General features: G+C 59.9%; 18 protein-coding genes and 2 pseudogenes. 13 read left to right on the top strand and 7 right to left on the bottom strand.

The features are described 5' to 3' along the window. Positions 1 to 381 precede the first annotated feature (381 nt). From OA90_RS24645 to OA90_RS24635, 3 genes are all read left to right on the top strand, one after another. Positions 382 to 2,013, top strand: a complete 1,632-nt coding sequence (locus OA90_RS24645) for a flagellar biosynthetic protein FliO (RefSeq protein ID WP_068419179.1) — start codon at positions 382 to 384, stop codon at positions 2,011 to 2,013. Beyond that, complete coding sequence (gene fliP, locus OA90_RS24640; protein WP_156510629.1) at positions 2,013 to 2,780, top strand: flagellar type III secretion system pore protein FliP; 768 nt, start codon at positions 2,013 to 2,015, stop codon at positions 2,778 to 2,780. Before OA90_RS24645 ends, fliP begins: the two co-directional genes overlap by 1 nt. Before the next feature lie 106 nt (positions 2,781 to 2,886). After that, the gene (locus OA90_RS24635; RefSeq protein WP_068419175.1) at positions 2,887 to 3,945 is read left to right on the top strand and encodes a DUF2336 domain-containing protein; all 1,059 of its coding nucleotides are present in this window, start codon (positions 2,887 to 2,889) and stop codon (positions 3,943 to 3,945) included. A gap of 154 nt (positions 3,946 to 4,099) precedes the next feature. On the opposite strand, the gene OA90_RS24630 is transcribed toward OA90_RS24635, so the two are convergent. The 5 genes and pseudogenes from OA90_RS24630 to OA90_RS24610 all read right to left on the bottom strand — a co-directional run bounded on the left by OA90_RS24630 (position 4,100) and on the right by OA90_RS24610 (position 11,499). Then, a complete protein-coding gene (locus tag OA90_RS24630; RefSeq protein ID WP_208986298.1) occupies positions 4,100 to 8,362 on the bottom strand; it encodes a hypothetical protein in 4,263 nt (1,420 codons plus the stop codon). Between the two features lie 93 nt (positions 8,363 to 8,455). Continuing rightward, positions 8,456 to 9,178, bottom strand: coding sequence for a hypothetical protein (locus OA90_RS24625; protein WP_068419171.1), 723 nt, complete (start codon positions 9,176 to 9,178; stop codon positions 8,456 to 8,458). After that, positions 9,175 to 9,750 (bottom strand): DUF6468 domain-containing protein, encoded by a 576-nt coding sequence (locus tag OA90_RS24620; protein ID WP_199823830.1) that lies wholly within the window; start codon positions 9,748 to 9,750, stop codon positions 9,175 to 9,177. Before OA90_RS24620 ends, OA90_RS24625 begins: the two co-directional genes overlap by 4 nt. After that, positions 9,750 to 10,983, bottom strand: a pseudogene (gene fliM / locus OA90_RS24615) (flagellar motor switch protein FliM). The gene OA90_RS24620 and the pseudogene fliM overlap by 1 nt, the downstream one beginning before the upstream one ends. A 6-nt stretch (positions 10,984 to 10,989) precedes the next feature. After that, complete coding sequence (locus tag OA90_RS24610; RefSeq protein ID WP_068419166.1) at positions 10,990 to 11,499, bottom strand: flagellar basal body-associated FliL family protein; 510 nt, start codon at positions 11,497 to 11,499, stop codon at positions 10,990 to 10,992. Positions 11,500 to 11,791: 292 nt separating this feature from the next. On the opposite strand from OA90_RS24610, the gene flgF reads away from it, so the two are divergent. The 5 genes from flgF (at position 11,792) to OA90_RS24585 (ending at position 16,265) form a co-directional block, all read left to right on the top strand. Next, positions 11,792 to 12,532, top strand: coding sequence for a flagellar basal-body rod protein FlgF (flgF, locus tag OA90_RS24605; RefSeq protein ID WP_068419161.1), 741 nt, complete (start codon positions 11,792 to 11,794; stop codon positions 12,530 to 12,532). 21 nt (positions 12,533 to 12,553) lie between these two features. Continuing rightward, the gene (gene flgG, locus OA90_RS24600) at positions 12,554 to 13,336 is read left to right on the top strand and encodes a flagellar basal-body rod protein FlgG (protein WP_068419158.1); all 783 of its coding nucleotides are present in this window, start codon (positions 12,554 to 12,556) and stop codon (positions 13,334 to 13,336) included. A gap of 15 nt (positions 13,337 to 13,351) precedes the next feature. Continuing rightward, a complete protein-coding gene (gene flgA / locus OA90_RS24595; RefSeq protein WP_068419151.1) occupies positions 13,352 to 14,335 on the top strand; it encodes a flagellar basal body P-ring formation chaperone FlgA in 984 nt (327 codons plus the stop codon). Further along, positions 14,335 to 15,084: a flagellar basal body L-ring protein FlgH gene (gene flgH / locus OA90_RS24590; RefSeq protein ID WP_068419149.1), complete on the top strand. Its 750-nt coding sequence runs from the start codon at positions 14,335 to 14,337 to the stop codon at positions 15,082 to 15,084. The genes flgA and flgH overlap by 1 nt, the downstream gene beginning before the upstream one ends. Before the next feature lie 374 nt (positions 15,085 to 15,458). After that, a complete protein-coding gene (locus tag OA90_RS24585; protein ID WP_156510628.1) occupies positions 15,459 to 16,265 on the top strand; it encodes a lytic murein transglycosylase in 807 nt (268 codons plus the stop codon). 127 nt (positions 16,266 to 16,392) lie between these two features. Here the strand turns inward: OA90_RS24585 and dksA are convergent, their stop codons facing one another. Next, positions 16,393 to 16,809: an RNA polymerase-binding protein DksA gene (gene dksA / locus OA90_RS24580; RefSeq protein ID WP_068419137.1), complete on the bottom strand. Its 417-nt coding sequence runs from the start codon at positions 16,807 to 16,809 to the stop codon at positions 16,393 to 16,395. A gap of 165 nt (positions 16,810 to 16,974) precedes the next feature. Then, the gene (locus OA90_RS24575) at positions 16,975 to 17,394 is read right to left on the bottom strand and encodes a flagellar assembly protein FliX (protein ID WP_068419130.1); all 420 of its coding nucleotides are present in this window, start codon (positions 17,392 to 17,394) and stop codon (positions 16,975 to 16,977) included. Positions 17,395 to 17,843: 449 nt separating this feature from the next. Between OA90_RS24575 and OA90_RS24570 the strand changes: the two genes are divergently transcribed. The 5 genes and pseudogenes from OA90_RS24570 to OA90_RS24550 form a co-directional block, all read left to right on the top strand. Then, positions 17,844 to 18,902 carry a flagellar basal body P-ring protein FlgI gene (locus OA90_RS24570; RefSeq protein ID WP_068419284.1) on the top strand — a complete coding sequence of 353 codons (1,059 nt, stop codon included), beginning with the start codon at positions 17,844 to 17,846 and terminating at the stop codon, positions 18,900 to 18,902. After that, positions 18,902 to 19,213 (top strand): rod-binding protein, encoded by a 312-nt coding sequence (locus OA90_RS24565; RefSeq protein ID WP_068419127.1) that lies wholly within the window; start codon positions 18,902 to 18,904, stop codon positions 19,211 to 19,213. The genes OA90_RS24570 and OA90_RS24565 overlap by 1 nt, the downstream gene beginning before the upstream one ends. Then, positions 19,210 to 19,704, top strand: coding sequence for a flagellar protein FlgN (locus OA90_RS24560; protein WP_082837261.1), 495 nt, complete (start codon positions 19,210 to 19,212; stop codon positions 19,702 to 19,704). The genes OA90_RS24565 and OA90_RS24560 overlap by 4 nt, the downstream gene beginning before the upstream one ends. A 380-nt stretch (positions 19,705 to 20,084) precedes the next feature. Further along, the gene (locus tag OA90_RS24555; protein ID WP_068419122.1) at positions 20,085 to 20,480 is read left to right on the top strand and encodes a flagellar protein FlaG; all 396 of its coding nucleotides are present in this window, start codon (positions 20,085 to 20,087) and stop codon (positions 20,478 to 20,480) included. A 457-nt stretch (positions 20,481 to 20,937) separates the two neighbouring features. Beyond that, positions 20,938 to 21,737 (top strand): annotated as a pseudogene (locus OA90_RS24550) (ABC transporter substrate-binding protein); the annotation flags it as partial.

Raw genomic sequence — 21,737 nt, 5'->3', positions numbered from 1 at the left:
GGTGAATGGTTAATGAAAGGTTAACGCGAACTTCGCGCATACAGGCGCTCCATTCAGAAACCCGTGGAAGAGAGCAATATTCCTTTGCATTTCGCAATTTGAACCCTGCACATGGCGGGCAAAATTTGCCTGCTTCTGTTAACGTCAAGACCTAGTGAGATTCGAAGCGGATCAGCAAGCGGGACAAACAGTCTTTGAGACAGAGCCGGTGCCTGAGCGGCAACGAAAAGCGAAAAAACAAAGAGGTTTGAGGCTCCGGGACGTTGCCGGTGCAAATTCCGGATTTACTGGGGATAAGCGTGACGCTCCCCAATTGAGGCAAAAAATCCGGCTAACCGGCAGTCGCGTGAATATCGCAAGCAGGGGCGGCATGAGGTCAATATGTACAACTGGATTGAAACGACTTTCAACGTGAGCGGAGGCATAACCCAGGTGGTCGCGGTGATACTGGCGCTTGCCGTCGTGCTGCTGCTGTTTGGTCTGTTCATTTTCATTCTCAAGCGGCTCACCGGCGTGAATGCTCCGCAAAGCAGGAACAGGCAGCCCCGGATTGCCGTCATGGACAGCGCACCGGTCGACACGAAGCGCCGTCTCGTTCTGATCCGGCGCGATAATATCGAGCACCTGATCCTCGTCGGCGGACCGAGTGATGTAGTGGTCGAGCAAAACATCATCCGCAACGCACCGCTGACCACGTCGCGCCCGGCAACGTTTCAGGGCATGGGACTTGCCGGACACGGTCAGATAAAATCGCCAATGGCGCCCGGCCCCGAAATTCCCTTCAGGCCGGACGAGCACCTGCCTGAAGAGGACGCCGGGACACTGGCCGCGCAGGCCACGCCCTTCAAGCCGCATGCCGATGTGGCAGAACCCGATCCTCTTTTCGAAGAAGATGCCGCTGCGCTCCCCGTCCCGGAACCAGCTTCGCCTGTCCCTGTCCCTGTCCCTGTCCCTGTCCCTGCCCCCGTTTCACGTGCTCCTGTCGCGCGCGCGCAAGTCGCGCCGGAAAGAGCGCCGATCCCCCCTGCCCCCCCAAGACCGGCGCAATCGAATATCGCCGCTACCGCTGCGGCCCGGCCGCTCAGGGCGGATCCAAAGAGCAACGCCGGTAACGGTTCGACGCGCGCGGCCGATCTTCTGCGGGCAGCCACCCAGAACGGCTTCAACCGGGCTCTCTCGAGAACGCCAGCTCTTCCGGTGGCGGCACCGGACACAGCCGCCTCGGACCGCAAGGCTCCGGAAGTGAAGACCGGCCCCGCCATGCCAGACGAGGGTGCAATGGCTTCCGCGGACAAACCGGCAGCCGACAACTCCTCATCCCGGGCTTTCCCGTCACGGGAGCGCCCCACCTACGCGGGCCATTCGATCACTCCCCCCGCATCCGGACCGGCAGCGCGCGCCAAAACCGCCCTGCTGAAGCCGGCCGAAACGCCACCGCAAAGGGTTGAACCTGCCCTCGCCCCGCAGGACGCAGGCACCAGCTCTCCGCCTCCCCGGATCTCCGCCGAAGCGGCACATACGGACGCGGAAGTTGAACCGGTTACTCCGGTGTTGGCCGCGGCCGTGGCAGAAGTGTCCACCGTCGGTGTCCAGGACTCCGATCCGGTCACAGGTGACCTGTCCGACGTAACTGCGCTTGCCTCGGATCCGGCACCTGACCGGGCACAGGAAGCGGTGCAGGTCCACCCCCAGGCAGAAGCCGATACGCCTGCCCAGACCACTCCGCCACAGGATCCCGGCCAGAGAGAGATCGTGCTCGATCTGGATCACCTTATTGCCGAGCCCGCCCGGGAGGTTTCTGCAGAAGCTTCCGCCGATTCCGCACCGGAAACCCCGGAGCCTCAGGATGCGGTTCAAACGGCCTCCCTGGAGGAAGAGCCCGCTCCAGAGAAGAAACTCAAGAACGACAACGTCAAGCCCGTCGCCAAACCGGCACCCGTCCGGAGCGACAAGAACCCGATTGAAGAGGAAATGGCGAAAATTCTGGATGAGCTGGGCGGGCAGCCCAACTGATGACCCGCGAGAGACGTTCATCGCGGCGATACGCGTGGGTGCCGTTTCTGGCGCTTGCGGCGGCACTGTTCGCTCTTCTGGCCGGACCTGCCGCAGCCCAGGAAATTTCCGTCGGCTTCGGAGACGATGCCAGCCTGACGGAGCGCGCGGTACAGCTCGTCATCCTCCTGACGGTCCTCTCGCTCGCCCCCTCGATTCTCGTGATGGTGACCAGCTTCACACGGATCGTTGTGGTTCTTTCGCTGCTCCGCTCCGCGATCGGTCTGCAGACGGCCCCTCCCAACATGGTCATGATCAGCCTGGCGCTGTTCCTCTCCGCCTTTATCATGATGCCGACACTGCAGGCAGCCTATGACGCCGGCGTCGAGCCGCTGGTCAATGGAGATATCGAGTTCGAACAGGCTTTCGAGCGGGCCTCGGACCCGTTCCGCACCTTCATGCTGTCGCAGGTACGCGAAAAGGACCTTGCCCTCTTCCAGGAACTGTCAGGCCAGGACGCGCCGGACGGCCCGGAAGATCTCTCGATGGCCACGCTGATTCCCGCATTCATGATTTCCGAACTCCGACGCGCCTTCGAAATCGGCTTTCTCCTGTATTTGCCGTTCCTCATCATCGATCTCGTGATCGCCTCGGTCCTGATGTCCATGGGCATGATGATGCTGCCGCCCGTTGTCATCTCCCTGCCCTTCAAACTGATCTTCTTCGTTCTCGTCGACGGCTGGAATCTGGTTGCCGGATCGCTGGTCAAGAGTTTTGGCGGAGGATAAAATTACGCATACATAAAGTGTAAAAGTAGAGGAAAATTAACAATAAGACGCCAAAATTATCACTCAATTCGAGGACTTCTCCTTCTGAAATCGCAGTGGTAAATCGGTGCTACAAGAACAGCTTGAACAACTCGCCAGGATCCGGGAACCGGAAGCAAGGTCAAAGCTCATCCGGACCCTTGTAGGGGAATATGCCCGTTCGGAAGAGCATGACCCCAGCGAGACGGAGCGGGAGCTTTTTTCCGGAATCGTTCTGAGTGTGTTCAATCAGCTTGACCGGGACGCCCGCTACGAACTGGTCGTTCGGCTGGCCAAGACCGATCGCATCGTGTCCGAACTTGCCGACAGGCTTGCCCAGGAAGACTACGAGCTCTCCGAACCGGTCATTGAATGTTCTCCCATGCTCAGCCAGGGCGGGCTGATGCAGATTGCCCAGGCAGGGGGAAACGACAAGCGGTTGTCCGTAGCCCGCCGGGCCGATCTGGACGAAAAAATATGCGACACGCTGATTGCCCGCAGCAGCCGGGACGTGGTTCACGCGCTGCTGGACAATCGGGATGCGCCGTTTTCCGTAAAGGGAACCCTGGCCCTGCTGATCTTTGCGAATACGGAGCCTGAAGTCCTTGCCTTGATCGCCAAACGTGCAATCAAGGACGAGCAATTCCTGAAGACCCAGATGGAAATTCTGGAAACCAATTGCCCGCTCATTCCAGCTCCGCTCAAAAAAGCTCTGGAAACGGGCGATCTGGAACGGCTGGCAAATTCGATCAAGGAATTGCCGCGCGACGGCGGCGTTGAACTGGACGGCGTGAAATACTCTCGCCATGAGGCCAGCATCCAGATTGCCAACGGTGAATTGTCCTTTGACGCCATCCTGCGCACCCTCTTCGAGCAGGACCGTATCGACGCCGCCATCTGGCTGATCAGCCGAAAGATCAATCTCGCCGATGAAGTCGTTTCCGATACGCTCAAATCGGATGCGGACGGCGCCATCATGCGCCTCATGCTGCAGACCGGCATCCACGAGAAGACCTATCGCGATTTTCTTAAAGCCCGCAGCGGATGGCTCGATCGCAGCACACGATCGATCCCCGAACTGGTCATGCGCTACAAGGCCGAACTCAGAAACCCGCGATACCACGGCCAGCAGCTTGCCGCTCATTAGAGCATGTCGCGTTTAAGCGGTTTCATGGGTTCAGGAAGATGCTCGCGGCGGTGTTTGCCTGACAAATGCGTTCGGGCGATTTCCTGAAGTCAATTCAACGCGGCATGCTTTCGCCCGGCTGAGAGCTGACCCGATCGGTTGAACGCGGGAATTTCTAACCGGCAGCATCGCCCGCTTGCGAAACCGCTGTGGACTGATCCGGGCTCCGGTCAGGCGACATGTACTGGCGGCGGTATTCCTTCAGGAACGTCTCCAGTGAATCGACATCCGCCAACCGGTTGGCGATTTCCAGGAATTCGACACCCTGGGTTTCGAACGGCCGGGTGACGATTTCAAAGGCCAGCGCTTCAGGGCTGTTGGACATTTTCGTCATATATTTGGTTTGCAACCGTTCCAGGCTCAAGCGGTCGCCCGCCAGCGAAAAAGCAATCCCGGCCCGAAGAATATCGCGGCGCTCCAGATCGTCGAGCGGAATATTGTCCGACCAGCGCGAACCGTGCATCGCCTCGAACTGTTCACCGGCTTCCCGCCAGCTTTCGGCAGCCCAGAACGTGTCCCCTCGAAGACGGTCGACATCGGAACCGCGCATGTTGCGCACCAGCTCAAGAGCCAGGTCCGGACGCCCGCTTTCGGTAAGCGCCCTGGCTTCGACGATGTTCCGCTGCCGCTCGAGGGTGGACGGCAGGCTCGCCTGCCGCGTACGGTTCAGCACACGCAAAGCTTCGTCCGCCTTGCGGTCCATCAGATATATGGCAGCAAGATCTGCTGCAATCTGGGCTCGGGCCGCGCCTTTCAGCCGGTTGTCGACCTGATGCCGCAACAGGTCGGTCGCCTGCCCCAGCAGGTCGACCTGCACCAGCCTCTCGGCCAGCAGACGCACCATCTCGTCGCCGCGCCGGCCGATTGGCGTCATCTCGCGGAAATCGTAATAGAGCGCCAACGCCTTGATTGTCGGCATTTCATCGACCTTGCCGTCCAGGAACAGGGAATTGAACAATCCGTTCATTTCTTCCTGCAGCAGGCGTGTGGTATCGGCATCCGGCTCTGCCTGAACCGCGGACTTCATGGCCTCGAACGCTTCGCGGTAGTTGCCTCGTTCGGCGTAAAGCTGCGCCAGGAAGCGCAACGTTTTCAGCTCTATCTCATCCCCGCGCCAGGACGTGGCCAGTCCGGCCAGCCGGTCGATGGCCTCATCTATCCCGAGCTCGCCATCCCGATAGCGGATTCTCAGTGCCCGGTATTCCGCTTCCGCTGCACGCGGTCTGTCTACGGAACGCGTCACCAGATCGAACACGGTCAACGCTTCCTGTGACCGGCCGGATGCATCGGCGACCCGGCCACGCAGGATGTCGTAGCGCGCGGCCTGTGTGCGGGTGACCTCACTCGGTTCGATCTCGGCCAGGATACCGTTGGCGACACCGAAATCGTTGACTTCCACGGAAGCCTGGGCAGCGGCAAGCTTGAATTCGGTCTGAATGGCCGAAGGATAATTGCCGATCACCGCCCGACCGCGCGGCATTGCGATGCGCGCGGGTGTCCAGTGTCCCAGCTTGACATCGACAATCGTCTGCCAGATGGCTGCATCCGGACTGTTTTTCAGTTCTGGCCGGTTCAGATTGGCATAGGCCTCTTCAGGCCTGTTGGCCATCGTCTGGGCGGCGCCCATCATCAGGTTGAAGGAACTGTCCTCCGCCATTGCCGGCTCTTCCTCAAGCGCCAGCTTCATCAGGCCTTGCGCTTCCTGGGCGAACTGATGCGCCAGATAAAACCGGGCCAGCGCCATCAGCGATTGCCGACGTTTGCCGGGCGGCGATTGCGCCAGACGATCCTGCAGCTCCTGAAGCCGTGAGCGGTAGGCACCCGGCCCTTCCGTGCTGAGAGACACGAATTCGATATAATTGCTCTCCGCAGGATCGATGATCCTGTTGAAAGCCCCGGTTCCACCTCGCAGATGCTCGCTGGACAGGGAAAGACCACCATCCTTTTCGATAATCACATCGTCGCCGAGAATCTGCATCTTCACGCCATCGGACTTCGGCGCAATGGCGATGCCCTGCGCCGAGCTCAGCGCATTCAGGTCGACGAAGTTTTGTGGTTTCAACACCCCCCTTGGCGGACCGAATCCGGTCACCAGAGATATCTTGTCGCCCACGAACGGATCTTCAACCTGGCGGATATTCTGGGGTTCCTGATAAAGCACCCGCAGCGCCGAGCCGCCGTCACCACGGATGTTGCGTTCCAGTTTAAGCGGAATGGACGGCTCCAGGATCATGTCTCCGATCACCAGCGACCAGGCATTGCCGTCCACACCCACCGTCGCCAGCACGGGATCGTTCATGTCCATGCGCAGGATCTGATAATCCTCGAATTGATCCACATCGATGGTTTCAGCGGTTTCAGCCAGCGCCGAGACCATGCCCCTCGTATCGATGGTGGCGTCGGTGTCGAACACCATCCAGATGCTGTCATTGCGGCGGAAAACGGCGCTCGAGACCGGTTCGGAAAAGGGAAAAACCACGCGCACGGTGTTACCGATCCTGCGAGCCTCAGCCGATACGAAGTTGCGAACCTCCTCGGCAAACTCGGCCGGAGGCGTCTCCGGAGAAGCCGGCGTCTGCGTCAGGTCCTGCCCGCCCGTTGCCCGCCAGACATCCGGCACGGCAGTCTGCTGACGACTGGGCAACTGAATAGCCGCAGGCACATCCGACCCGCCCAGGTTCTGGGGGGGCTCCATCTGCACGGCATCCTGAGGCGAAGGCATTGCCTCCTCGGCCGAGCCACCGGCGGTTTCGCCCGGCTGCACGGTCTGAACATTTTCAGTATCGCCCTGCGCCACCGCCTGATCCTGTTCCTGAACCTGGTTCTGGGGCGCATCGATCTGCTGCGAGGAAAGATCGAGCATCGGTGCCTGACGCGTGAATTCTTCTTCCTGTGCATCTTCGGGTGCCGAACCGGACAAGGGCATAGCCCCGGGCGCGACCTGCGCGGTTACGATCGGTGCCGCTCCCGGTTGATCCGCCTCTGGCTTTCCACCGTCCGGATCGGGAATTGCAGAAGTGATCAGGCTGTCCGACGGGTGAACGTCACTCGCACCGTCCGGGGAAAGCACGGAAGCGACAAGCTCCGGTGCCCGAAGTGTTTCGACCGCTGTCGCGGTCGTGTTGGTTTCGGCTTCAGCGGAGTGAACCGGCTTGGATCTGGGCACCATCGCCAGCCGGGGTTCCCCGGGTATCTCGGGTGCGGCTGCAATCGAAGGATCGGGGGGAGTTCCCGGCGGTTGCCCGGCATCCGGCAACTTCGCCCCCTCATCGGCCTTCGCGGGTGCAAGCGGAACCACTGTATAGGCCGGGGAATCGTCAGCCTCCGATTCCTTCATGGCGTTGCCCCCTGCGGAGACAGCCGGACCGGACGACGGCAGACCACGCGGATCCTTCACTTCGCGCGTATCCCTCAGGCCGGGAGCGGTGATCATGTTTTTGCGGTTTTCGTTGTCCTCGACAGACAGTTCCCTGTTGATCATGGCGTTCGCCGGATCGTTCGCGGTCATGTTCTCGGGCGTAACGTCGATGACATAGGTCTGCTCTTCGCGGAAGGCGCGAATATCAACCGACGGTTCGATACGCATCAGGAACTTGAGCTTGCCCTGGTCCAGGAACGAGGTGGCATCGATGACCCCTTGGGGGAGATGCGCACGCAGATGGGAAATATCCAGCTGCGCCGGATGATTGAACGTCAACTTGATGATGTCGTTCTCGCGGACGAAGGCGGTATCGAACTTGATGGACCAATCGAAGACAAGCCGGGTAAAGGTCGGGTGTTCGCCCACATAAAGCTCGACCTCCGGACCTTCCTGCGCCTTCAGCCGCGCCTGTTCCAGTGCACGAACCTTGCGCATGGCGGCTTCGGCACGTTTGGCCAACTCCCGCACCACATCGTCGGGCAGACCGGGTGGCAGGCCCTGCCAGTCGAGCGGCAGGATATCGACAAAGAGTTTTTCACCCGCTTCCAGCGTGTTGATCTTGAACTGGTTCTTCAGGGCGAAGCGGATGGCGCTGCCGTCCGGGTCGCGGCGGGCGATGGCGACGTAATCCTTGAGGTCCAGCGGCACGTCGTCGACATTGATATCGATCGGCTCTTCGAAGGAAATCCGCAACACGCCGCCGGTGATCAGGGCATCGTAGATCGGTAGCAGCGTCCGGTCCTTGAAGGTCAGGACGATCCGGCCGTATCCGTCTTTCTGGGAGACGTCCACATCCACCGGTTCAAGCGACTGCGCCCTGAGCGGGGCAAGACCGGCACTCAGCGACAGGACCAGGATCGACCACACGGCAGCCGCGGCCAGACGCGAAAGCGCCCGCCGTCCGCCCGAAATGGCGGCATAGTAGCTTTTACCAGTGGTCAGGAACGGTCCCTGCAAGTTGTTCTGTCCTTGGATAACACCAACACACCATTATTAGTTTTCTGTTCTTAACGTGCCCTTACGCGGCACGCCTAAATCCGCGTGTTTCGCTCAGTTAGACGGGATTTTAGGCAAGTTATCCTGAACAGGCGGCTGGGCCGGCATCGGCTTGGCGACTTTTGTGGCCCCGTCCGGGTCTCCGGCGATGGCGACGGTCAGTTTTTCAGCGGACTCGCCTGACATCCGCGCCAGAATATCCGCCATTTTTCTCGGCTTCATCTGGCGGACCACCTTGAGGAGGATCGGAAGGCTAAGCCTGTCGAAAATGCGAGCGGCATCCTTGGGCTTCATGCTTTCATACATGGTCACAAGCCCGGCGATCTCCTCGCGCTCCTGCTTCTCTTTTTCGCCGACAGCAGCTTCTATCCGCTGTTCCAGTTGCTTGAGTTCGTCCACCTGCTTCTGAATGCGCTCTTCGGTTGCCTGCAGGAGTTTTTCCCGCAAATCGAGCTGTCCCTCCTGCTGCTGAAGGCTTTCCCGGCGCTTTCCGAGACTTTCCAGCACGGCCCGCTCGGCAGCGGATCCACCGATTTCAAGACTATCCGGCAAGACCGGCTGGTCGGGCACACCATCTCCGGGCGGTGGCGGCGGTGGCGCTCCCTCGGGCATATCGGGCGGGGCTTCACCGGCATTGTCGCTGGCCGCGGTCTCCTGGGCGACTGCCCCATTGATCGGAAGATTGCCGCTTTCGGGCCCGAGCACGAGCCCAAGCACCTTCAGCGCAAGCAGGGCGCTTGCCGAAATCCCCAGCAATGGAAGCAGTCTCAAGTTCATGCCGCCGCGCCCTTGCGCCTGCGAAACTCTTCCAGACGGGCCGTCGCTTCCGCTGCCGCGCTGCGTATGTCGCTGGTGCGGCTGCGCTTGCGCTCCGCCGCCGGTTCAGGAGCCGAGACCCCACCATAGTGAGGAGCGGCAGGCGCATGGACCTGCTCCTGCGGAGAATGGGTCGCAGCGAGAGGAGGTTGCACCGCGTAGGCGTCGCCGCGTGGCGCGCTTTCCCTTTGCGGCATGGCCGAGCGGGCGGCTTCGGCGATCTGGGTGATGCGGTTGAACACCTTCTCGCCTTCTCCCAGTTGGTCGGCCAGATTGTGCGACATGGTTTCCGCCTGCTTGAGCCGGGTGCCGAGAGTCTTGTCCGCGTCCGCGGCGGTGGTCTTCAGCCCCAGAATCGCCCGTTCGGCGATTTCCGTTGCCGTCATTAGCTCCGAAATGGTTGCCCGCAGCACTTGCTCGTCGGCGCGCAGCCGCTGCAGACGCCTGTTCAGCATCCAGCAGTAGCCGATTGTAATCAGCAGCAGAACAGCGACCATACCTTCGATAATCATCCCGAGTGGCAAGGTGGTCATTAATTCTCCATTTCGCTTTGCATGGCTCGCTCGAACGCGGCCAGGGTCATTTTCGGCTTTCGCAAATTCTGTGCGACTCGGATGGAAATGGAATCGTCCACTTTACCGAGCGTCCCCTCCGTCAACGGAACATTGCCGCATTTGATCAGCACGGGATCGGTCGGGTCCACATCGAACACCAGCGTCTGGCCGACGCCCAGGCTCAGAATCCGCCCGAGCGGCAGGTAGGTTTCGTAAAGGACCGCATCGACCTCGACCTCCGCCGCGTGGATCTCGGAGGCCAGATGGCCTTCCCAGATCGGATCGCGGCCGAATTTCTCGCCCATGAACATCTGCAGAAGCAGATCGCGGATCGGCTCCAGCGTCGCATAGGGCATCATGATCTCGACCGACCCCCCCCCGGTCTTCCATGTCGATCCGGAGCTCTACGAGGATGGCCGCGTTGGCGGGGCGGGAGATCGCTGCGAAGCGCGGGTTGGTCTCAAGCCGTTCAAGATTGAAGTGGACCGGTGACAACGGCGCGAATGCCTGCTCCGCATCCTGCAGAATGAGCGACACCATCTGCTGGACCAGGCCCGTTTCGATGGTCGTGTAGGGGCGGCCTTCCACGCGGACGGCCGAAGTCCCCCGGCCGCCGCCGAGCAGCACGTCGATGATGGAGTAGATCAGGCTGGACTCAACCGTGATCAGCCCGAAGCCGTCCCACTCCTCGGCCTTGAACACACCGAGAATGGCCGGCAGGGGAATCGAGTTCAGATAATCGCCGAAACGCACCGAACTGATGGAATCCAGTGACACTTCGACGTTGTCGGAGGTGAAATTGCGCAAGGAGGTGGTCGTCAACCGCACCAGCCGGTCGAACACGATTTCGAGCATCGGCAGACGCTCGTAGGAAACCATCGCCGAGTTGATGAGCGCCCGAATGCCGCTCTGGTCGCCCGCGATCGTATCCTCGATATTGAAGCCCAGAAGGTTGTCGATTTCCTCCTGATTGAGGACCCGGTCAGCGCCTCGTGTGGCGTTTTCCAGATCCGGCTCGCTGTCGTCGATCATCGCGGCCCATTGGGCCGCCATATCGTCGGAGCCCCCGGCTCCCTGCTCTTCGAGCGCGGCACCCCAGGCCGCGGCCAGATCGTCGTCTTCGTCGCCGCCGGCACCCTGCTCGGCCAGGGCAGCGCCCCAGGCATCGGCCATGTCCTCTTCGGACAGGTCTTCTTCGTCGGTATCAGCCATAAAACCCTACTGAACAAGAATTTCCTTGAACAGTACCCCTTCAACCTTTGCCGGATAGACCGACAGATTGATCCGCCTGAGCAATTCTTCCTTCAGACGGAACAGACCGGCAGACCCTTCCAGGTCCGCTGGGCGCAGCTCGCGCAGGTAAATCTGGAACGCATCCAGTATACGCGGCAAAAACGGTTGGATCTGGTCGATCATTCCGCGGTTTTCGACTTCCAGCGCGATCCGGACCTTGAGATAGGTGGAGCGCCCTTCCGTCGCCAGATTCACGGTCATTTCCGGCAGGTCGTAAAACACCACCGGCTTTTGCACTTCCTGCGCCTGATCCCCGTCTCCCGACGCCGGCGCCGGGCTGTCCGAGCCCATCAGGAAGAAATAGGCACCGCCACCGACGGCAAGCAGAACCACAAGCCCGATGCCTCCGAACAGGATCAGTTTCTTCTTGCCACCGCCTCCACCGCCTTCAGCGGCGTCTTCGTCTTCTTCGCCCGCGGCATTTTCGTCCGCCATTCCGCACTCCGCTTCAGCTGGCGCTCGCGCGCGCTAATTTATTACTAAAGAGTTAATGGTTAACGAGTGGTTAACGATTGGATCCGCTCCACTGACGCGAGTCACCGGGCAAATATTGCCAACTGGTTAAGTTTTGCCGGAATCTCTTGCCGCATGCATCCGCCCCGTTAAGCTTTTACCCAGATTTCCCAACGATTTAAAAATTGGCACGCCGCGTGCATTAACCTTAACGAGCCAGCGGATCTGGGGAGGTCGGCCGGCTTTTCGGGGAGCATGAAGGGAACCGTTCGTTATGGAGAACGCTCAACTAGTTGCCTTGTCGAGGCAATCGATCTTGAGACACAAGCTGGATGTGGTCGCCAACAACATGGCGAACATCAACACAACGGGTTTCAAGTCGCAAAACCTGCATTTTGTCGAGTATCTGATGCCGGTGGCAGACGGGACCGCCTTTCTGCCACAGGACCGCAAGATTTCCTATACGGACATGTTCACCACGCGGACCAACTTCGAGCACGGCTCGGTCAAGTTGACCGGCAATGAATTCGATCTCGCACTGACCGGCGACGGTTTCTTCGCCGTCCAGATGGAAGATGGCACGGAAGCCTACACCCGCAGCGGCGCCTTCGGTCTTGATGCGAACGGTCAGCTCGTTTCCGGCAGCGGACATCCCGTCATGACCGACGCCGGGCCAGTGACCTTTTCGGTAGAGGACGGCCTGGTGGAGATTGCCAAGGACGGCACGATCGCGACCGAGCAGGGCATACGGGGCAGGATCAAGGTCGTCGATTTTGAAGACGTCCGGACTCTGGAGAAAATCGGTGACACGCTTTTCGCCGGAGAAAACGCCATCCCTGCCGCTGACGTGCGCATGGTTCAGGGCGCCACCGAAGGCTCGAATGTTTACGGCATCACCGAAGTAACCCGGCTTATCGAGGTGACCCGCGCCTATGACGCGACATCCAAGGTCGTGAAGGATCTGGATGAGCTGCGCCGGCAGGCCATCGGAACCCTTGGAAAATTTCAGGCCTAAGCGGCATCGAGGAATAAGAAAATGAAAGCACTCCATATCGCCGCGACGGGCATGAAGGCCCAGGAACTGAATGTCGAAGTCATTTCGAACAACGTGGCCAACATGCGCACGACCGGCTTCAAGAAGCAGCGTGCGGATTTCCAGGATCTTCTCTACCAGAACCTGCGCCGGATGGGCACGGAGACGTCCGACGCCGGAACGATTGTCCCGACCGGTATCCAGATCGGGTCCGGCGTCAAGCTGGCCTCCACCACCCGCATCATGTCTCAAGGCTCGCTGGAACAGACCGGCAAGCAGCTCGACATGGCAATCCGCGGTGAAGGTTTCTTCCAGATCGACATGCCGGACGGCACAACGGTCTACACCCGGGACGGCTCGTTCGAGCGGGACGCGGACGGCCAGTTGGTGACCGTTGACGGCTACACCGTCAACCCGGGCATCAACATTCCCGAAACCACCCTGGACATCACCGTTTCCAACACCGGTGAGGTTCAGGGCGTCGATCAGGCAGGCAACACCGTCCAGCTCGGCCAGGTCCAATTGGTCAGGTTCGTCAACACGGCGGGCCTTGAGGCCATCGGCGACAACCTCTTTCGGGAAACGGATGCCAGCGGCGCCCCTGAAACCGGCGACCCCGGTGACAACGGCTTCGGCAGCGTCGCGCAGTACTTCCTGGAAATGGCCAATGTGGATGCGGTGACGGAAATCGCCGACCTCATTTCGGCTCAGCGCGCCTATGAGATGAATTCGCAAATCATCCAGGCTGCCGACGAGATGTACTCCACGACCACCAACCTGCGCTAAGACTGGAAGGCTGAGATGATGAAACACCTTCTGAAGACCGCGACCGCCCTCTTGCTGGCGGCCCTCGCCAGCGGAGTGTCGGTTGCGGAAGAGCGCCCCATTCTGCGCTCCCAGGTTCTGACCCTGTCCGATATCGTGACAGTCGGAGACTTCTATTCGAATGCCGGACTGCTGGCGCCCAAACCCCTCTTCCGCTCACCGGATATGGGAACATCAGGCAATGTGTCCGCGGATGTGGTCGCCCAGCGCGCCCGGGCAGCGGGTCTGGAACTCGCCGGCACCGACGGATTGCGCTCGGTCGTTGTCCACCGGGGTGCCACCAGGTTCGACCGGGGGCGTCTTGAAGGACTGGTCCGCACGGCTCTTGCCGAACGCAATGCCGGCGTGGACGCCGACAATCTCAATGTGAGACTGGTCCAGGCTCCCGAACAGATCCTGGCGGATCCGAAAGTGACGGACCCGGTGCGGATCGATCGTGTCGACTGGCAGCAGTCCAACGGACGCTTCACCATCTTCGCCACCGTGGCGGTCGAACACGGCACCCAGGCTGTCACGCTGAGCGGCTCCGCCGTGGAAATGATCGAGGTTGTGACCCTGTCCCAGCCGCTCCGCCGCGGCGATATTCTCAGTGAAGACGAACTCGCCGTTATCCGGCTCCCGCGCAGCAAGGTGCCGGCGGGCGCCATCGTCGATGCTGAGGAAATTACCGGCAAGGAAGCGCGCACCAGCCTGCGCGCCAACGCACCGCTCGCCCGCCACGATTTCCGTCATCCGGTGCTTGTCGGCCGGGGTGAAAAGGTCACCGTCACCTTTGAACTGGCGGGCATGAAACTGACATCTCGTGCCCAGGCCATGGATGACGGCGCCAAGGGCGATGTCATCGATGTCATGAACCTTCAGTCCCGGCGCATCGTCCCGGCAACTGTTGCCTCCCGCGGTCAAGTACGCGTCCAAACCGCCAATCCTGTTGTTGCAAGCTTGAACAGCGAGACCAAATAATGCTGACCTCCCTTCCCAGAAGCCTGCTGGCGAGCATCGCGCTGAGCGCTCTCGCAGCAGGATGCGGCACCGCCGACAAGCTCGCCAATGTCGGCCAGCAACCGGTGCTGAACGCCATCCAGGATCCGACAACGACACCGGGCTACCGCCCTGTTCAGATGCCCATGCCGGAACCGCAGCAGGCGCATTACAATCCGAATTCGCTCTGGCAGTCAGGAAGCCGCGCCTTCTTCAAGGACCAGCGCGCCAGCCAGGTCGGTGACATCCTGACCGTTGTCGTCACCATCGACGATCAGGCCGAAATCGAGAACAAGACCGAACGCAGCCGTTCGGAAACCAGCGGAGCCGGCGTCGGCGGTGCGCTCGGCACGGCTATCGACACGATCTTCATGCCGGCCAGTGTCGCGGCCAGCGACATCGCAAGCACCAACAGCAATTCCAGTTTCGAGGGAGACGGAAGCGTCGACCGCAACGAAACGCTGCAGACGACGGTGGCCGCCGTTGTGACCCAGGTCCTGCCAAACGGCAACCTGGTGATCGAAGGCCGTCAGGAAGTGCGCGTCAACTTCGAAGTCCGCGAAATGATTGTTGCCGGTATCGTCCGTCCGGAAGACATCACCGCGAACAACCGCATTGCCAGCGAACAGATCGCGGAAGCCCGTATCGGCTATGGCGGCCGCGGCCAGATATCCGATGTCCAGCAGCCGCGCGTCGGCAACCAGGTCCTGGATATCCTCCTGCCGTTCTGACCCGGCCCCCTATCAGATCACGGACCCGGTCGGTTTTCGATCACGGGCCCGTGGTCTCACGTCCCCCCGGCCGGCCGCCGTTGGCGTGTTCTAGAAGCGTCTGCGGCTCCGGCTGACGACGGGCATGGTGTCTCGCTCCCCGAGCGCCATGCCCGTTCTCTTAACCGCGGCCTCTCAAAAAGGGGTCTGCCTCGGGATCGGTATACGGTTCCATTGATACGGCACCAGCCGCAGTGCCCCGCCGCCGCCCCTTACCTGAAAGCGTCGAACAGTGTCAGGCAGGTGCAGTTTCGAGACGCTGCCAATGCCAGGATGACGTTGGGTCGTTTTGAGCTAGAATGACTACAGGTCAATTTCGATTCAGTGAGGATTTGATGGTCCGGTTACTCGTTTGTTTTTTAGGATTGGGTCTTTTCGCGGTCACGCCGGCTCTGAGCGCCAGCTGCGGCAACGGCCCGGCAGGCTTTGAAGCCTGGAAACAATCCTTCATCGCCGATGCCTCCCGCCATGGCCTTAAACAGAGGATCGTGCAGCGGTCCCTGCAGAATGTCAGTTACAATCCCAAGGTCATCCGGCTGGACCGCGGCCAGAAATCCTTCAAGCTGAGCTTCGATCAGTTCTACGCCAAGCGGGTCAACAACGCGATGATCCGGCGCGGTCAAAAACTCGGCCAGACCTACGCGCGCATCTTCAGAGGCATTGAAAAGAAGTACGGCGTTCCGGCGCCGGTCATTCTGGCGATCTGGGGTCTGGAAACCAACTACGGCAGTTTTTCCGGCAACATGCCGGTGCTTCAGTCTCTTGCCACCCTCGCCTATGATTGCCGTCGCTCGGCATTTTTTACCAACGAACTGGTTGCCGCCCTGATCATCGTTCAGCGCCGCGACATGTCACCGGAAGAGATGAAGGGCGCCTGGGCGGGCGAACTCGGCCAGACCCAGTTTCTGGCATCCTCCTATGTCAAATACGCCGTCGACTATGACCGCAACGGCCGCCGCGACCTGGTCCGCTCGATCCCCGACGTTCTCGCTTCAACGGCCAATTATCTGGCTAAGCACGGCTGGCGCCGCGGTCGGAGTTGGGGCCCGGGAACGGCCAACTACAGAGTTCTGCAGAAATGGAACAAGGCGAGCGTTTACGTCCAGACGATTTCGGTGATGGCGGACAAGATCGCCGGCTGATCATGACGGAGTCACGTTACAAGCCTTTGCCGACGCCGGCCTGAACGCAGCCGCTTCACAAAAAAACCTTCCCGCAAGGGGAAGGTTTGAAATCACGTCATGCGGCAACACCGCCGGTCATGAAAAGTCAGTCGTCGCGATAAACCTTTTCGCGGCGTTCATGTGCTTCCTGGGCTTCAATCGACAAGGTGGCGATCGGCCGGGCTTCAAGGCGCCGCAGCGAAATTGGTTCGCCCGTCTCCTCGCAATAGCCGTAGCTCCCGTCGACAATACGTTCCAGCGCATCGTCGATCTTTGAAATCAGCTTCCGTTGCCGGTCACGCGCGCGCAACTCGATCGAACGATCCGATTCAGACGACGCACGGTCTGCAAAGTCGGGATGATTCTGGCTTTCTTCCTGAAGATTGGTGAGCGTTTCCTTGCTCTCCCTCAGGATGTCCTCTTTCCAGGACAGCAGCTTGTTACGGAAGTACTCCCGCTGCCTGTCATTCATGAACGGCTCGTCTTCCGAGGGTCGGTAGTCAGACTCTATTTCAACCGTCATCGATAGCTCCGGATTACCGTTAGGCCGGGCGCAATATATAACCGCATCCTCCAACCGACAACGGTCCATTTGAAAAAAATGAAAACTGGGAAATACCAGAAGTTTCAAAACGTTGCGTAAATTCAACCCGCTTCTGACGCATATTCGGCTCGTCTGCTCGACGCCTTAATCCATGAATCTGCCGAGCTTCGCCAATTCGACTTTGACACGCAATTCGATCTCTTCCATCACCGAATCCACATCGGGATCGCCACTGGCATGACGTTTGGAAACTTCCTGCGCGAGCATCTCCAGCCGGTCTTCGGAAACATGCCCGGCGAGCAGATCCGCGCGCACGGCCTCCAGCGAGTCGAGCATGGAGTGCCCGCGTCTGGCTGCCCTGGACCGGCGCTCGGCAACCTCGTCGACCTCCTGCAGGGCCAGAAGCGCATCCATCCCCTGGATGGAAGCGCCACCGGCCGTCTGCGCGGACGGCGATGCCTCCGTGCCCATATCGGGCGCGAACTGGTCCGCCCCGGACGGGCTGCGTTTCTTAGCGCCTTTCCCCTGGACGCCAGTGATCGGTTTATTGCCAGTGATACGCATTTTCTCTTCCGGTCCATCTGTGGCTTGGAGCGCGTCTCATTAATGTGGGTCCATTTGACCGAGACAATTTGGTGTCTCGCCGGTGAAATAGGTTGCCTGCCCGTCAGATTCTGCCGCCAAGGGTAAATGAGTCCTTGTGGGTTGGGCAATATTTGCCGCCCGGCAAACGCATTTTCTTTACCCAGATCGGCGATATTGCGCGGATATGCTTGCGATTGTACCAGCAATTCACCCAAAATCCGGGCAAATTATTGGAAAGAACAGCAGGCACTGTGAAAGTGGCACGTCTCTCGCATTACGCAATGCCAGAATGTGTGACCCGGCAGGTTTCGCCGGATCGGGAAAACGGGCCAGAACCAGCAATGCAAAAATTGGGTGAAAAGATTTTCGGATTGACCGCGCGGATCTCGCGCGTTGCAGCCGCCCTGATCATCGGGACGGCTGTTTTGATGACGCCCGCGTCTGCCGCCTCCCGCATCAAGGACATTGCCGATTTCGAGGGGATCCGGGAAAACCAGCTGATCGGCTACGGTCTTGTCGTCGGCCTGAATGGCACGGGCGATTCACTCAACAACTCTCCCTTCACCCAGCAGAGCCTGCAGGCGATGCTGGAACGTCTCGGCGTCAACACCCGGAATGTCGATCTGAACACCGATACGGTGGCCGCGGTGATGGTCACGGCGAACCTGCCGCCCTTTTCCACTCAGGGCACGCGGATCGATGTGAACGTCAGCGCCCTCGGGGATTCGGAATCGCTGCAGGGCGGCACCCTTCTGGTCACTCCTCTGGTCGGCGCCGATGGCGAGGTTTATGCCATCGCTCAGGGTTCCGTGGCGATCGGCGGCTTCTCTGCCCAGGCGGACGCCGCTTCCGTCGTACGCGGCGTTCCTACGTCCGGGCGCATTGCCAACGGTGCCCTGGTCGAGCGTGAACTGGACTTCCAGCTCGCTTCCCTGACCACCCTGCGGCTCGCATTGCGCAATCCGGACCTGACCACCGCACGTCGGGTCGCACTCTCCATCAACGAGTTGATCGGCCTTCCGACCGCTGAACCGCTCGACCCCGCCACGGTGCGTCTCGATCTGCCGCAACGCTATGACGGCAACATTGTCGATCTGCTGACGGACATCGAGCAGTTGATCGTCGAACCGGACCTCGCAGCCCGCGTCGTCATCGACGAAAACTCCGGCATCATCGTCATGGGACAGGACGTCAAGGTCTCCATGGTCGCCGTCGCCCAGGGGAACCTGACGGTAACGATCGCCGAGACGCCCCAGGTTGCCCAGCCACTGCCCTTTGCCAACGGAGAGACCGTCGTGGTGCCGCGTTCGGAGGTTTCCGTGAACGAGGACGGCGCGACGAAGCTTGCGATCGTTCCGGAGACAGTCACGCTGAAACAGCTGGTCGACGGACTGAACGCTCTGGGCATTGGCCCCCGCGACATGATCTCCATCCTGCAGGCCATCAAGGCATCCGGCGCACTGCAGGCAGAAATCGAGGTACTGTGATGTTTGAGGCGATAACACCTCCCACCGGCCAGCAGAACCCGATGGATTCAATCCGGGGAGTTGACCGTAACGACAAGACCTCGGCCCGCAAGGCGGCTCAGGAATTCGAAGCGGTGTTTTTGAACACCATGCTTCAGAGCATGTTTACCGGATTGGAGGAAGGTGGCACCTGGGGCAGCGGTCACGGCGCGGATGCCTGGCAGAGCCTATTGATCGACGAATATGCACGCACCATCGCCGATAACGGCGGCATCGGACTTGCCGATAGCGTGGAACGCGAATTGCTTTCTTTGCAGGAGGGGGCCAGATGACAGCTCAACCAGATACGACGACGTTTCCGTTTTCCCTTGACCGGCCGACGAGCCACCAGGATGCGGAAGTATTCTGCAACGCCCTGTCCGGCACCATGGAAGCGCTTTTGTCCGTCATTGAAATGGAAACCGAACTCGTGCGGGCCGGCAAGTTGCAGAAGGCCGGCGATCTCCAGCCGGACAAGGCCCGTCTTATCCATGAATACACGCGCGGCATGATCACCGCCAAGGAACATGCGGTGGCGCTCGGCAACCTTGCACCGGCGTCGACGCAGGCCCTGCGCCGTCAACACGGCGAGTTTCAGCCTGTCCTGCGGATCAACCTGGCCGTCCTCTCCACCGCGCGCGATGTGGCAGGCAGTATTGTCGCCACGGTCGCCAAGGTGGCGGGCGCCAAGAACGCGGCCGCGCCAACGACGTATGGACGTAACGGTTCGGCACCGACAGCACCGCAGATGGCGCACGGGATAGCTATCAATCAATCCCTTTGAAGCATGTCGGGTTAAATTGAATTCGGGCAATCGCCCGAACGCATTTGTGATGCAAACACTACCTCGAGCGTCTTCCTGACCTCATAAACCTGCTTAAACGCGACAGGCTCCAAGTCCCCGACGCAGGGACGAGCATGAATCGGCATGAGACCGATCACTTCCTGAAGGCTCCCGGAGACGGGAGCTTTTGTGCATTTCCCGGCACGTGAATCGCCAGAATACGCCGCGAAATTGGGGCTTTTCCTGTTGCGAATCAGAGAGAGCCGAATCAGCGCCGGAACCGACCCGTCAAATCGTATCTATTCCGTTCATAAATTTTTCATGCCCTTACGTTATTTTGCAACGGCTAGGGTATATGTATGAAGTAACCCGGAGAGAAGATGATGGACACGGGACTGGCCCGGCCGCCATCGCCGACGTACACGGCGATCACGCCGGTTACGCGGGCTCCAGAACGGAACGCGCCCGCGGCAAAAACTGAACTGCCGGCAGAAGCCACGGTTAAACCCTCCGAAGAGGGCAGTGGCGGCCAAAGGGCTGCGAACAACGCTCGCGACCAGCAAATGCAGCAGGATCCGATTACTCCGCGCCTTGAGCGCCGAAACGTTCTGGATCCGGACAGCGAGAGCATGGTCTACGTTGCAACCAACACCGATACCGGTCAGGTTGTGCGTCAAATTCCGAGCGAAACCCTGCTGCGCCTCAGGGCTTACTCGAAGACGATGGAAGATCATCAGTCCAACCAGACGCCGAAACCGGTTCAACTGGTGGTCTGACACTTCAGCCGCCCTTCGAGGCAGGCTCCATGACGCCCCGCATCGTCCGCCTTCGAAAGCTCTGGCCGTTTCTCTTTGACCCGGGCCCGGCTTCCAGGCAATCCAACGTGGACTTCAGCGGAAGCCGGCGATCATTCATCCTGCCTCTATCTCCTTCGCTTTAGCGGACGGACCGGCAGTCGGATACGGCATTTTGAAGCAGCGCCGCCCGAGCCTGGCGCTGCGATCATATATTGCCCTCTCCTTCCTCCCCACAGTCTTTAAAGCTCGATTTAAGCCACTCTGGATCGGCACTTCAGAAACAAGGACTGCAAATACTTCGGCATGCTGTTTACGCTGCATTAAGGTTAACAGGCGCTAACCACGTTTGTTTAGATTTTCTTACGTCCCCCAGTCGTTTTATGTCGCCGGGCCCAGGAAGGGTCTCTGTATCTTGTATTCCTAGAAAGGACATACCATGAGTGACGTAACGCTCTCCAGCGCAGTTCGCGCCAACCTCTCTTCACTTCAGTCTACCGCTGATATGATGTCCAGCGTCCAGAACAAACTGGCCACTGGTAAGAAGGTGAACTCCGCGCTGGACAACCCGAACAGCTTCTTCACCGCTTCTGGCCTGACGTCCCGTGCGAATGACTTGTCCACCTTGCTGGACGACATGGGTCAGTCCGTTCAGACGCTGAAGGCAGCCGATGAAGGTATCTCCAGCATCACCAATCTGGTGGAATCTGCAAAGGCGAAAGCCAACCAGGCTCTGCAGACACAGAGTCAGTATGAGCGTAAGCAGTTCACGGCTCAGTACAACGAGTTGCTCACCCAGATTGAAGATCTGGCGAAAGACTCCGGTTACAAGGGCAAGAACCTGCTTGCCGGCGATGGCAACGACCTCACCACGATCTTCAACGAAGACTCCACGTCCAAGCTGAACATCGAAGCTGTCGACTACACAGACACCAGCCTCTCCACCGGCCTGAACCTTTCGGACCTGGCAGAAGGCGAAGGCAGTGCGACATCCTTCCAGCTGGAAGGCGGCAAGAACACCTTCACTCTTACGGACGGAGACGGTCAGGCGCTGAACTCCAGCTCCCTGCTCTCTTCCGCGACCGGAATTTCGACAACCAACACCCTGACGCTGAACGACGGTTCTTCCACAACTGCTGTTATTTCCGGCTCCACGCTGGCAGTCACGGCTGGTACCACCGTTCAGGACCTTCTCGATACCATCGAGGGCGTTGCGGGCGTTCGTGCGGAATTCGATGA

This window comes from Labrenzia sp. OB1, assembly GCF_001624695.1.
In the GTDB taxonomy this organism is placed as follows: domain Bacteria; phylum Pseudomonadota; class Alphaproteobacteria; order Rhizobiales; family Stappiaceae; genus Roseibium.
Note: the sequence above shows the minus strand (reverse complement) of the source record. Positions and strands in the feature narration are given on the sequence as shown.